Raw genomic sequence first — 13190 nt, 5'->3', positions numbered from 1 at the left:
GGTTCTATCCTGAGAATTCTTTAGTTGAGGTTGCGAGAGCGCGTTATGAATAATTATTATTTTTTGTCTTCCTTTCTTTCTCCGCAACAACCAGAATCTCCTCCTCTCTACTCGTTTCAAGAAATCAATGATCTATTAGCGCTGAATTTTACGGAGCAGGACTGGAAGTCTTATGTGATATTGCGGCGCTTTTTCGATCTTGAAAATTTTGCCTTTTTCTGGGCAGGGAAGTCTATTCCTTTTTCTTTTGGGACAGTTACAAATAATAATGTAGAAACTTTGTTGCGATTGCAAATGTGGTCCGATGAATGGGAATTCGAAGACTTTTTCAAAGATTTTTTACTGCGATATAAAACTTCTCAAGAACGTTTATTAAGTTTCTCTGAGCTGGTTAGTGGTTTCTTAGACCATTATCAAAATTATCCTTCGGAATTTCTTAGAACATATTTTCGTTTTAAGCAGGATTTAAGAATCATTTTAGCAGGTTTTCGAGCTAGGGTAATGCAAAAAGATGTGTCTTTTGTCCTTAGGGATGAGGATAGCTCGAATCCTGTTGTTTTGCATGTGTTGATGCAAAAAGACTCTCCTAATTACGAACTCCCTGATGAATTTTTTGAGCTGAAAGATGTTTTAGGAGATTATGGGCGTCTTCCGCACATGTTAAATCAAACTCTCTCTCTTTATGAGTTTCATAAAGTAGAAGAGATGTCTCGAGACAAATACTTTAACACAGATGCAATTCTTTCTCGGGTAACAGCTTATTTAATGGCCATTCGTAATAGTTGGGCGAGTGTTCAAAAAGGGAAAGAACTGATTGATTTGATGGAGAAAGGAATCAGATGGTAGCAACTTCAAAACAAACGACGCAAGGCTATGTCGTAGAGGCTTACGGAAATTTATTGCGGGTGCATTTTGATGGGCATGTGCGTCAAGGAGAAGTGGCCTATGTCAGCGTGGATAGCACTTGGTTGAAGGCGGAAATTATCGAAGTTGCGGGGGATGAGGTTAAAATCCAAGTTTTTGAGGAAACTCAAGGGATTTCTCGCGGAGCCTTGGTAACTTTTTCTGGGCACCTGTTGGAAGCTGAACTTGGGCCCGGTTTATTGCAAGGTATTTTCGATGGCTTGCAAAACCGGTTGGAAGTGTTGGCAGATACAAGCTTATTTTTGAAAAGAGGCGAGTATGTTAATGCCATTTGTCGCGAGACTGTATGGGCTTATACGCAAAAGGCTTCGGTAGGAGATGTTCTTTCTCGAGGAGATGTGCTGGGTACGGTAAAAGAAGGGCGTTTTGATCATAAGATCATGGTTCCTTTTTCTTGTTTTGAAGAGGTGACGATTACCTGGGTGATCTCCTCTGGTGATTATACCGTGGATACCGTTATTGCTAAGGGGCGTAGCGCATCAGGCTTAGAGCTTGAGTTTACCATGGTGCAGAAATGGCCCATCAAACAGGCTTTTTTAGAAGGAGAAAAGGTTCCTTCTCATGAAATTATGGATGTTGGTTTACGGGTATTGGATACGCAAATACCCGTTTTGAAGGGGGGAACTTTTTGTACTCCTGGGCCCTTTGGTGCAGGAAAGACCGTGTTACAGCATCATTTATCTAAGTATGCTGCTGTAGATATTGTAGTTTTATGTGCTTGTGGAGAGCGTGCGGGAGAGGTTGTAGAGATTTTACAAGAGTTTCCTCATTTAACAGATCCGCATACAGGACAATCTCTGATGCATAGAACCTGTATTATTTGTAATACATCTTCTATGCCCGTAGCAGCTAGAGAGTCGTCTATCTATTTAGGAATTACCATTGCAGAATATTACCGTCAGATGGGGCTACACGTCTTGTTATTGGCAGACTCGACTTCTAGATGGGCTCAAGCTTTAAGGGAAATTTCGGGGCGATTGGAAGAAATCCCGGGAGAAGAAGCCTTCCCTGCTTACTTAGCATCTCGAATAGCAGCTTTCTATGAGCGAGGCGGGGCTGTAAAAATGAAAGATGGATCAGAAGGATCCTTAACTATTTGTGGAGCAGTTTCTCCTGCAGGAGGAAATTTTGAGGAGCCTGTTACGCAAGCAACATTGTCTGTTGTCGGAGCTTTTTGCGGTCTTTCAAAAGCTCGAGCAGATGCAAGACGGTATCCATCTATCGATCCTATGATTTCATGGTCTAAATATTTAGATTCCGTAGCAGGGATTCTAGAGAAAAGAGTTCCTGGGTGGGGGGATTCTGTTAAAAAGGCTTCTCGCTTTTTGGAAGAAGGAGCAGAAATTGGCAAGCGAATAGAGGTCGTTGGAGAAGAAGGGATTTCTATGGAAGATATGGAAATCTTTTTGAAATCTGAGTTATACGATTTCTGTTACTTACAGCAAAATGCTTTCGATGCTGTGGATTGTTATTGCCCATTTGATCGTCAAATAGAGCTGTTTTCTTTAATGAACCATATTTTCAGCTCAAGATTTTGTTTTGATTGTCCAGATAGTGCACGGAGTTTCTTTTTAGAGCTTCAGAGTAAAATTAAGACGCTGAATGGTCAAAAATTTCTTTCGGAGGAATATCAGAAAAGCCTCGAAGTGATTTATAAACTATTAGAAAGCAAAATGGTACAGACGGCGTAGATATGCAAACAATATATACAAGAATTACGGATATCAAGGGGAACTTGATTACTGTAGAGGCTGAAGGGGCCTCTCTGGGTGAATTAGTACAAATTGAAAGAGCTGATGGGCGTTCGTCGTACGCTTCTGTTTTGCGTTTTGATGCAAAAAAAGTGACTCTGCAAGTGTTTGGAGGAACCTCCGGGTTGTCTACGGGAGACCGAGTGGTTTTTTTAGGGCGGCCTATGGAGGTGGTTTACGGCGATTCTTTGTTAGGAAGACGTTTCAATGGGACAGGCAAACCTATTGATAATGAAGATGTATGCTTTGGAGAGCCAATACCCATTACAACACCTTCCTTTAATCCTGTTTGTCGTATTGTGCCGCGAGAAATGGTGCGGACGAACATTCCGATGATTGATATGTTCAATTGTTTGGTGAAATCTCAAAAAATTCCCATTTTTTCTTCTTCAGGAGAAAATCATAATGCATTGCTGATGCGTATTGCTGCTCAGACGGATGCTGACATTGTTATCATTGGAGGTATGGGATTAACATTTGTTGATTACAGCTTTTTTGTTGAAGAATCTCAGCGTTTAGGATTCGCGGATAAGTGTGTAATGTTTATTCATAAAGCAGTCGATGCTCCAGTGGAATGTGTGTTAATTCCAGATATAGCGTTAGCTTGTGCAGAGCGTTTTGCTTTAGAACAAAAGAAAAATGTTTTGGTTCTGCTAACCGATATGACTGCGTTTGCTGATGCCTTGAAAGAAATTGCCATTACAATGGATCAAATTCCCGCAAATAGAGGGTATCCAGGATCTTTATATTCGGATCTCGCGGTGCGTTACGAGAAAGCTGTAGATATAGCCCAAGGGGGGTCCATTACTTTAATCAGCGTGACCACAATGCCAGGGGACGATATTACACATCCTGTTCCAGATAACACAGGCTTTATTACGGAAGGACAGTTTTACCTGAAAGATAATCGAATAGATCCTTTTGGCTCCTTGTCTCGATTGAAACAGCTGGTTATTGGAAAAGAAACTAGAGAAGACCACGGGGACTTAGCGAATGCTTTGATTCGTCTTTACGCGGATTCTAGAAAATCTGCAGAACGAATGTCTATGGGCTTCAAACTTTCTAACTGGGATAAAAAATTATTATCCTTTTCTGAGCTGTTTGAGACACGGTTGATGAGCCTAGAAGTAAATATCCCTCTTGAAGAGGCTTTGGATATTGGCTGGAAAATTTTGGCGCAGAGTTTTCATTCTGAGGAAGTCGGAATTAAAGAGCAGTTAATTCAGAAATATTGGCCAAAAGCATGTCTTCACAAATAAAATTAACGAAAAATGCATACCGAGCAGAGAAGCAGAAGCTTAATCTTTTGGGTATGTACCTGCCTACATTGAAGTTAAAGAAAGCCTTGCTGCAGGCCGAGGTGCAGTCCGCAATGCGTTTAGCAGCAGAAAGCTTGGCGGCTAATGAACTGGCTCGAGATAGGATGTATGCTTTTGCAGAGCTTTTCAGTATACCTCTCTATACGAATGCTGTAGAGCAATGCTTTTCTGTAGATATTCTAGAAAAGGATGTGGAAAATATCGCTGGCGTGGAAGTTCCTTTATTGAAACGTGTTGTGCTGTCTTCTCCAGAGTATTCGTTGTTGGATACTCCTATTTGGGTAGATTCGCTTATTGCTTCTGCAAAAGAGTATGTTTTAAGTAAAGTGCACGCTGAAAACGCTCAAGAAAGACTGCGCCTTTTGGAAGAAGAGTTGCGTCGCGTCTCTATTCGAGTAAACCTTTTTGAAAAGAAATTGATCCCCACAACCTCGCAAACGATTAAAAAGATCGCTATTTTTTTAAGTGATAGAAGTATTACGGATGTTGGGCAAATGAAAATGGCAAAGAAAAAGATTCTGCAGCATAAGGGGTAGTCTGCATGCGCGTAAACGTGGATAAATATCTATTTATTGGACGTAAAAAGTCTGAGTTTTTCTCTGCGTGTCGAGAACTTGGAGCTGTTGAATTTTTAGCAAAAAATAAGCTCAAGGACTCAGAAAACGTTCGCAGGATTTCTGAAGGATTAAAAGTGCTTAATGTGCTTACGAATCAATATCCTTCCGAAGATTTAGTTGCGGCCAAATCTGGATATTTGACAACGGAGCAGCTTCTTCAAGAAATTTTTGACATTGATCAAGAAATTACAACGATCACCGATTCTTTGAAGGCTCTAGAAAAGGAAATTGTTCGCGTTAAACCTCTTGGGAATTTCTCGTCCGAAGAAATTCGAGAGCTAACATTGAAAACGGGTCTGGCTGTTCGCTTTTTTTATAAGAAACATATAGAGGGCGCTCCTTTAGAAATTGAGGAAGAGAATGTTTTCTATCTCGCAACGGCATATAACTATGATTATTATGTTGTGATTGGAGTCGTCTCGCTATCAAAAGATGTTTTTACTGAAATAGAAGCTCCTCGTTCTGTCAATGAGTTGCGAGAAGAAGAGGCGCGTCTTCAGAATCTTTTGCGTAGGAAAAGAACTCGTGTTTGCGAATTACATGCTTACCGAGAGGATCTATTAGAAGCTTTGTGTGAACAGTGCAATGAGCAAACTTTGCAACATGCAGAAGCTAGTGCGGAAAATCTGTTTGATGACAAAGTATTTAGTGCTTTGGGATGGGTAATCACAGATCGTTTGGATGCAGTACAAAAAGTTTGTGATAGTTTAGGAGTTTATTTAGAGCGGGTGCATCCCGATCCTGATGAAGTGGTTCCTACATATTTGGAGAATCATGGATTAGGAGCTTTAGGGGAGTCTTTGGTAAATATCTATGATACTCCGGCATCCACAGATAAAGACCCCTCTCTATGGGTCTTTTTGTCTTTCTTCGTCTTTTTTTCGATGATCATCAATGATGCCGGGTATGGCTTGGTCTTTTTAGCAACCTCATTGTTTTTGTCTTTCAAAGCTCGGAAACAGGTAAAACATTCTTTAGCGCTAAAACGCTTTCTAAAAATGTCTGCTCTGTTAGGGCTGGGCTGTATTTGTTGGGGGGGCGCTACCACATCGTTTTTCGGTATGTCAGTGAGTTATACGAGTTCTTTTCGTAAGTATTCATTGACGCACTTTCTTGCTATGAAGAAAGCCGAGTATTATTTAAAGGAGCGGCCCAAAGGTTATAAAGAGCTCGTACATGATTATCCTGTGCTTAAAGACAAAAAGACTCCTGAGGAGTTTCTTTTGGCTCAAGTGACGAGTAGCGGAGATTCTGTATATAAAGCTGTTGTTTATGATAAATTTACAGACAATATTTTAATGGAAATTGCTTTGTTGGTAGGAGTAATTCATCTGTCCTTAGGGATGTTGCGTTACTGTAGACAAAGGTATTCTTCTATAGGATGGGTGGTGTTCATGTGCGGAGCCTACATGTATCTACCCATCTATTTGCAAGCGGTTTCTTTCATTCATTATGCTTTGCATATTCCTTATGAGCTGGGAGGGCAAATAGGATATTATATAACCTTTATTGGCCTGGGATGTGCTGTTTTAGGTGGGATTATCCAGAGAGGCTTGAGAGGCCTGGATGAGATCACGGCGGTTATCCAAGTGTTTTCAGATGTGCTGTCTTATTTACGACTGTATGCTCTTAGTTTAGCTGGAGCTATGGTGGGAAACACTGTTATGGTAATGAGCGAAAGATTTTCCCCCGCAGTAGGGGTTTTGATAATTATCTTCGGGCACACTGTAAATATCGCACTTTCTATCATGGGAGGTGTGATACACGGTCTCCGTCTAAATTTTATAGAATGGTATCACTATAGCTTTGATGGCGGAGGAAAGCTTTTACACCCATTGAGAAGAATCGTTTGTCAAAAGTCGCAAAATTTTTGATACCAAAAACTCCGTGTGTGCTTTGTGGAATAAAATAAGAATTGTCTAGGTAGAGGAAAGGTATGATAGATGTATCAGTAGTAGGGCCTGTATTAGCTATGGCTTTGGCAATGATTGGTAGTGCTATTGGATGTGGAATGGCTGGGGTTGCTTCTCATGCAGTGATGTCTCGAATCGATGAAGGACATGGGAAAATCATCGGTCTATCTGCAATGCCCTCATCTCAATCCATTTATGGATTGATTTTTATGTTGTTATTGAACGATGCAATTAAGGATGGAAAAGTCTCGGCCATCAGTGGTATCGTAATGGGTATAGCTGTGGGATCTGCTTTGTTACTTTCCGCTTTTATGCAAGGGAAGTGTTGTGTAAGTGCTATTCAAGCTTATGCACGTTCTTCCGCAATATACGGTAAATCATTTGCTTCGATTGGGATTGTTGAGTCTTTTGCGTTATTCGCTTTCGTTTTTGCGCTGTTGTTATTCTAAGTGGTGGGCGCCGATATTCTCTGCCTTGTGTTTAGGTGGGTGTTCGCAGCCTGCGCTATCTTCTTTTCTAGAATTTATAGATGAGGATTATACGGCTGCAGCTCACCTAGGCATAGATCGGGGATGTGTTGTGGAATCTGTGGGGCAGCAACTGGTTGTTACTTGGGGACTGCCGACCCGTTTTAGAGACTCTCTCCCTATGGTCCTTCACGTATGGGTGTATTATGGCAATGGCGAGGCCGAAAAATTCTCTTACGATGTGCACCACCTTTCTGGTTATCAGGTGTATCTTTTGAAAGACAGCGATTATCAGGAACGTCAGGGCATTATTTCTTATAAAGTCTCATTGACAAAAGACGGTAAAGAGATCCTTAGTAGAAACCATCATTTGTGGATGGAAGTCATTTCATTAAAAGCTTTTGATCAAACCTCTTAAGGCGCCTCGTGCTTGATCATAATCAAGCTCTAAAGGCAATATAATTGTCCGTTAAAGTGAATTTTCACTCAAAATGTGAACCAGTCAAGAACCAAAGACGTCAAAATCAATGGAAGTAAGGCATGAACGAAGATCAATTTCCTAAAACCTATGACCCTAAAAGTTCAGAGGCCGGGGTGTACTTGTTTTGGGAGCGCTCTGGCATGTTTGTCGCAGATGCTAGTAGCGAAAAACCGGCGTATTCGATAGTTATGCCTCCTCCCAATGTCACAGGAATCTTACATATGGGTCACGCTCTTGTGAATACCTTGCAAGATACGCTCATTCGCTATAAGCGTATGCAGGGATATGAGGTCTGTTGGGTTCCTGGGACTGATCATGCAGGAATTGCTACGCAAACCGTTGTAGAAAGACATCTAAAAGCTTCGCTTGGTAAACGACGAACAGATTTTTCTAGGGAAGAGTTTCTAAAGCATGTTTGGAACTGGAAAGAGAGCAGCCAGAATGTTATTCTTTCACAGCTTCGTCAGTTGGGATGTTCTTGTGATTGGTCGCGGCAACGTTTCACAATGGACCCCGAAGCAAATCGGGCAGTAAAGAAAGCTTTTAAAAAGTTGTTTGATAAAGGAATTATCTACAGAGGCTATTACTTAGTTAACTGGGATCCTATTTTACAAACAGCTTTAGCGGACGATGAGGTAGAGTATGAGGAGCGGGAAGGGTGGCTATACTATATTCGGTATCCAGTTGTAGGTTCTAAAGAATATATTACTGTAGCCACAACACGTCCCGAAACTTTATTAGGAGACACCGCTATCGCAGTTTCTCCTGAAGACGCGCGATATAGTCATTTGATAGGAGCTAAAGTAGTAGTTCCTTTCGTAAATAGAGAAATCCCTATTATTGGAGATTTTTCTGTAGACGCATCTTTTGGGACAGGAGCTGTCAAAATTACTCCGGCTCATGATAAAGATGATTATCGAACAGGGATGAATCACCAGCTCCCCATGATCAATATTTTGACCCCAACAGGGGAAATTAATGAGAATGGGGGAATTTTTACGGGCCTATCCAAAGAGGCGGCTCGTGAGAATATCATTACTTCTCTGGAAGCTTTGGGTTTATTTGTTAAGAAAGAACCGTATTCGTCTCGAGTGGGTGTTTCCTATCGTTCAGGAGCTATTATCGAGCCCTATCTTTCAAAACAATGGTTTGTTTCGGTGGATTCTTTTAGAGGGCCTCTACAAGAATTTGTCAATAGCGAAGACATTCGTATTTTCCCTCCAGAATTTGTGAGAAATTATCTTACTTGGGTAAACAATCTTAAAGATTGGTGTATCAGTCGGCAACTTTGGTGGGGACATCGTATTCCCGTCTGGCATAATAAGCATGATGAGAATCTCATGATTTGTTTTGACGGAGAGGGGATTCCTGAGGAGGTAGCGCGGGATCCAGAGTCGTGGTATCAGGATCCAGATGTTTTGGACACCTGGTTTTCTTCTGGATTATGGCCATTGACTTGTTTTGGTTGGCCAGAAGAAAGTCCAGATTTGAAGAAGTTTTATCCTACATCTGTTTTAGTCACAGGCCACGATATTCTGTTTTTCTGGGTTACTCGTATGGTATTGATGTGCTCTGCCATGGTCGATACTAAACCATTCACGGATGTTTTTTTACATGGATTGATTTTCGGAAAGTCCTATAAGCAATACGATGAAAATGGGGAGTGGACTTACGTTTCTGGCGAGCAGAAACGGGAGTATGACAAGGGTAAAGCCTTGCCGAAAAATGTCGTTGCTAAATGGGAAAAACTTTCGAAATCGAAAGGTAATGTCATCGATCCTATTGAAATGATTGATGTATATGGAGCCGATGCTGTACGTCTTACGCTCTGCTCTTGCGCAAATCGTGGAGAACAAATTGATCTTGATTACCGTTTGTTCGAAGAGTACAAAAATTTCGTAAATAAGCTGTGGAATGGTGCTCGGTTTATTTTCGGGCAGATTTCGGGAATAACAAGTCAAGATCTAGAAGAGGGAATTAATCAAGATCTTCTTAGATTAGAAGATTTTTATATTTTGGACAGGTTTAATGAGGTCTTATCCCTTATCGAGGGGTATTACAACAGCTATTCTTTCGATAAAATAGCCGCTTTAGCTTACGACTTCTTTAAAAACGATTTGTGTTCAACCTACCTAGAGATCATTAAGCCTGTATTATTCGGCAAGCAAGGATGTGATGAACAGCGAGTTGCTCAGCGTAAGCTTTTAGCCACTTTATTGATTAATGTTTTGGGTGTATTACACCCCCTTGTTCCATACGTTACAGAAACGCTTTTCCAAAAACTCAAAACAATGCTTGGTGATGTAGGAGAAGGACAGGGAGATGTCTTGACTGGGCATGCTGTGCGCATGTTGCGCTCGAAAGCCTGTATGGTGGCAGAATACCCTAAACCTATCGAGATCGTTTTTCCTCAAGGGTTAAAAGAATCGTTTGCTATGGCGGAAAAGCTTGTTTATACGATTCGGAATATTCGAGGGGAGATGCAGCTAGATCCTAGGGATCTTTTGCAAGCGTTTATCATCAGTTCAGAGAAGAAAGACCTTATCGAGGCATATATTCCGATCCTATGTGCTCTGGGAGGAATAAAGACCATAGAGATTCTATCAGAGGCCCCGAAAGATTGCGTGTTTAGTTTAGGGGTCGTGGAAGGAATCAAAGTGGGAGTTATTCTTCCTGCTGAGCATCTTGCGAAAGAGCGTGCGCGGTTGGAAAAAGAAAAAATTCGATTGGAGAATAGTGTAGAAAGCTTATCTAAGTTGCTAGCAAATGAAGATTTCTGTGCTCGAGCCAACCCTAATTTAGTGAAATCTAAGGAAGAGGCTCTAAGAACTTTTCAGCAAGAGTTGCAAAATATTTTGGATAAAATAGCGTCGCTATAAAAGAGGCTTTTCTTTTGCAACGGTATGAACTGATTAGTCTGATAGGCCGAGGAGGCATGGGCGAAGTCTATTTGGCCTATGATAAGGCTTGTTCTCGTAGGGTAGCTCTGAAAAAGATTCGAGAGGATCTTAGCGGAAATCCCCTGCTTACAAAACGGTTTCTAAGAGAAGCAAAAATTGCTGCCGACCTCATACATCCTGGGATAGTTCCTGTATATTCCATATGTAATGAGGGCGGAATCGTTTATTACACCATGCCATATATCGAAGGCTTTTCTTTAAAAAAATTGCTAAAGAGCGTGTGGCAGAAGGAGATTCTTTCCAAAGAACTAGAAGAAAAGACTTCTGTTAAGGCTTTTCTCCCCATTTTTGATAAAATTTGTGCCACGGTAGAATATATTCACTCTAAGGGAGTTTTGCATCGGGATTTGAAGCCCGATAATATTTTGCTGGGTTTGTTTGGAGAAGTCGTTATTGTTGACTGGGGAGCGGCTATATTTAAGCATGCTAAAGAGTTGCAGCCAGAAAAAGAAGGGGATGGCTTTTCTATTTTTGATGAAGAGAATATTTGTTATTCTAGCATGACGATTCCCGGTAAAATTGTGGGAACGCCTGATTATATGGCTCCTGAAAGCTTATTAGGAGCGGGGGCTTCAGAAAAGACCGATATTTATTCATTAGGGCTGATTCTCTATCAAATGTTGACGTTAGCTTTTCCTTATCGAAGGAAAAAAGGTCGGAAGCCCCCTTATAGGGACGTTGTTTTATCGCCTATAGAGATGGCTCCCTATCGCAACATTCCTCCAGCTCTGTCTCAAATTGCTATGAAGGCCATAGCTGTTGATCCTGCAGAAAGGTTCTCTTCGGTTCAAGAGTTGCGTAAGGCTTTACAACCTTATTTTCAAGGGGAGCCGGAAGGGACGACAAGGTCCATTTTAGCGACTAAAACTAGAGAGTGTTGGAAATATTACGAACCTATTTTACTTTCCCACTATTTACCAACATTAGCCAGTGCTTCGGCTCAGAGGTATAATTTTATGCTTTCTGATACAGAAGTGGGCTCCTCTATTCGTATCGAATGTTCGGTAGCAAAAAGCTCTGTCCAAGAGGGGGTTGGGATTTTTTTCTCTCCTTCTAAGGAAGAGTTTTATTGTGATTATGGATTATGGTTCTCTGCTCAACAAGAACAGCTCTCAGTTTCTCTTCTCAAAAATGGAATAGAGATCAGAAAAGAGTCTCAGAGCTTTATCCCTCAACAGTCCCGTTTTACTTTTTCGATAGAAAGAGCGGATAATAAGATTACAGTCTTTGTTGATCAAACTTTGTTTATCTTGCACATAGATTATCTTCCTAGTTTAGGGAAGCATATAGGTGTCATTATCCGAGATTTTCAGGGCATTAGTGATATCACGCTGTTGGAAAATATTGGGGCTGTGTGCATGAGCTGTCTGTCGGTCCCCGATACCTTTCTTGCAAAGAAATTATACGACCAAGCGGCGAGTTCCTATCGCAAAATCCGAGATTCTTTTTCTGGAAGAAAAGAGGGCTATGAAGCGCAGTTTCGTTTGGGTATGACTTTATTGACTCAGATAGAAGAGCTGGGGGGAGATTTAACACAAGCTCTTAGCGCCTTCGATGATTTGCATGGAGAAGCTGGAGGTCCATTAGAATATCTTGGAAAAGCTGTAGTTTACCAGCGGAAGGGAAGTTTTGTAGAAGAGATAAGATGTTTGCTTTTAGCCTTAAAAAGATATTCCCAACATCCCGAAATTTTCAGAATTGAGGACTACCTCTGTTTCCGTTTGTACGATAGTCTGCATAAACACCGTAGTGAAGCTTTGGTTTTTATGTTGATAATTTTATGGTTTGCCCCGGAAAAGATTAGCATTCGAGAGGAAGAGCGTTTCCTTCAGGTATTGCATCATAAACAACAAGCAACCCTGTTCTGCCGGATAGATAAGGCGCCTTTACAGTTTAGGTCCTCTAAAATGGAGTTGTTTCTTAGCTTCTGGACAGGATTTGCTTTATTTCTTCCTGAATTGTTTCAAAGAGCAAGAGATTTGCGGGATTATCAAGCCATTGCCGATATCTTTTATGTTGTATGTGCTTCGGGCAATCAGGAGGCCTTTTCACAATTCTCAGAAGCGTTAGCAAGTTTTGCTGATGAAGTCATTTTCCCAGAATCTTTGCATAATCAGAGAGTCTCTGAATTAGTACTGTTTGTCAAGGGATTGGCGGCTTTGCAGAATAAGGAGTATGGGCGAGCAAAGGAGTTTATATTATCAGCTCCTTTTACTCTCCAGTTATATGTTTTGGATTTATTTAGTCTGCGGGCTTTTATCTATGAAGAGGTAGAGCCTTTTGAGGATTTGTTACAGGATATTTATAGTCGTGCTACTCAAGAAGAGCGCAGGCAGGTTTTGTTTTATAGGATACTAGTTTCTCTATGGAATAGAGATAGGAAGCAAGCTTACAAATTATTAAACAAATCATTCCTTCAAAACAAGAGAAAGGAAGAATCTTCCGAAGATTTAGTCCTTTGGGGGTATTATTTAGCTTTAACAGGGGATCAAGCTGCTGTTAAAGCGCATTTTTCGCGTTGTCAATGTAAATTCGGAAAATCCACTTTGGTAGGAAAATGTATAGAGGACGATTCATTGAACTACTTAGAGGGACTTGTATGGTGGGAGAAGAAAATGATTTTGTTTCAAAGCCATTTCTTACTTCGTTGCTTAAATGTTTCGCCACAACAATATGAAGAGTACCGACAAGCTTATATCTCTATGGAAAAAAGTTTCTTTGGGTGAGGAAGCAAAAATAGAAAGCCTCTCCGGGGAGG

Annotated in this window: 9 protein-coding genes; all 9 read left to right on the top strand. The window is 41.0% G+C overall.

From position 1 onward, the window contains the following. Positions 1 to 45: 45 nt before the first annotated feature. The 9 genes from B6E89_RS01680 to pknD all read left to right on the top strand — a co-directional run bounded on the left by B6E89_RS01680 (position 46) and on the right by pknD (position 13158). The gene (locus B6E89_RS01680) at positions 46 to 846 is read left to right on the top strand and encodes a DUF2764 domain-containing protein (protein ID WP_035406167.1); all 801 of its coding nucleotides are present in this window, start codon (positions 46 to 48) and stop codon (positions 844 to 846) included. Beyond that, complete coding sequence (locus B6E89_RS01675; RefSeq protein WP_080121365.1) at positions 840 to 2615, top strand: V-type ATP synthase subunit A; 1776 nt, start codon at positions 840 to 842, stop codon at positions 2613 to 2615. Before B6E89_RS01680 ends, B6E89_RS01675 begins: the two co-directional genes overlap by 7 nt. 2 nt (positions 2616 to 2617) lie before the next feature. Beyond that, complete coding sequence (locus tag B6E89_RS01670; protein ID WP_035406160.1) at positions 2618 to 3934, top strand: V-type ATP synthase subunit B; 1317 nt, start codon at positions 2618 to 2620, stop codon at positions 3932 to 3934. After that, complete coding sequence (locus B6E89_RS01665) at positions 3919 to 4530, top strand: V-type ATP synthase subunit D (RefSeq protein ID WP_035406158.1); 612 nt, start codon at positions 3919 to 3921, stop codon at positions 4528 to 4530. Before B6E89_RS01670 ends, B6E89_RS01665 begins: the two co-directional genes overlap by 16 nt. Before the next feature lie 5 nt (positions 4531 to 4535). Beyond that, positions 4536 to 6485, top strand: a complete 1950-nt coding sequence (locus B6E89_RS01660) for a V-type ATP synthase subunit I (RefSeq protein ID WP_080132988.1) — start codon at positions 4536 to 4538, stop codon at positions 6483 to 6485. Positions 6486 to 6547: 62 nt separating this feature from the next. Beyond that, a complete protein-coding gene (locus B6E89_RS01655) occupies positions 6548 to 6973 on the top strand; it encodes an ATP synthase subunit C (RefSeq protein WP_035406154.1) in 426 nt (141 codons plus the stop codon). Beyond that, positions 6873 to 7409 carry a hypothetical protein gene (locus tag B6E89_RS01650; RefSeq protein ID WP_080121362.1) on the top strand — a complete coding sequence of 179 codons (537 nt, stop codon included), beginning with the start codon at positions 6873 to 6875 and terminating at the stop codon, positions 7407 to 7409. The genes B6E89_RS01655 and B6E89_RS01650 overlap by 101 nt, the downstream gene beginning before the upstream one ends. A 122-nt stretch (positions 7410 to 7531) precedes the next feature. Then, positions 7532 to 10351: a valine--tRNA ligase gene (locus B6E89_RS01645; protein ID WP_080132985.1), complete on the top strand. Its 2820-nt coding sequence runs from the start codon at positions 7532 to 7534 to the stop codon at positions 10349 to 10351. A gap of 14 nt (positions 10352 to 10365) precedes the next feature. Continuing rightward, a complete protein-coding gene (gene pknD, locus B6E89_RS01640; protein WP_080132983.1) occupies positions 10366 to 13158 on the top strand; it encodes a serine/threonine-protein kinase PknD in 2793 nt (930 codons plus the stop codon). Positions 13159 to 13190 lie beyond the last annotated feature (32 nt).

This window comes from Chlamydia suis (genome assembly GCF_900169085.1).
Taxonomy (GTDB): Bacteria; Chlamydiota; Chlamydiia; order Chlamydiales; family Chlamydiaceae; genus Chlamydia; species Chlamydia suis.
The sequence above is the reverse complement of the archived record's forward strand: the minus strand, read 5'-3'. Positions and strand labels throughout refer to the sequence as shown.

Coding starts and splice junctions, on each gene's coding strand:
- B6E89_RS01655 (WP_035406154.1), top strand. CDS start 6,548: ATGATAGATGTATCAGTAGTAGGGCCTGTATTAGCTATGGCTTTGGCA.
- B6E89_RS01675 (WP_080121365.1), top strand. CDS start 840: ATGGTAGCAACTTCAAAACAAACGACGCAAGGCTATGTCGTAGAGGCT.
- B6E89_RS01680 (WP_035406167.1), top strand. CDS start 46: ATGAATAATTATTATTTTTTGTCTTCCTTTCTTTCTCCGCAACAACCA.
- B6E89_RS01650 (WP_080121362.1), top strand. CDS start 6,873: ATGCACGTTCTTCCGCAATATACGGTAAATCATTTGCTTCGATTGGGA.
- B6E89_RS01665 (WP_035406158.1), top strand. CDS start 3,919: ATGTCTTCACAAATAAAATTAACGAAAAATGCATACCGAGCAGAGAAG.
- B6E89_RS01670 (WP_035406160.1), top strand. CDS start 2,618: ATGCAAACAATATATACAAGAATTACGGATATCAAGGGGAACTTGATT.
- B6E89_RS01645 (WP_080132985.1), top strand. CDS start 7,532: ATGAACGAAGATCAATTTCCTAAAACCTATGACCCTAAAAGTTCAGAG.
- B6E89_RS01660 (WP_080132988.1), top strand. CDS start 4,536: ATGCGCGTAAACGTGGATAAATATCTATTTATTGGACGTAAAAAGTCT.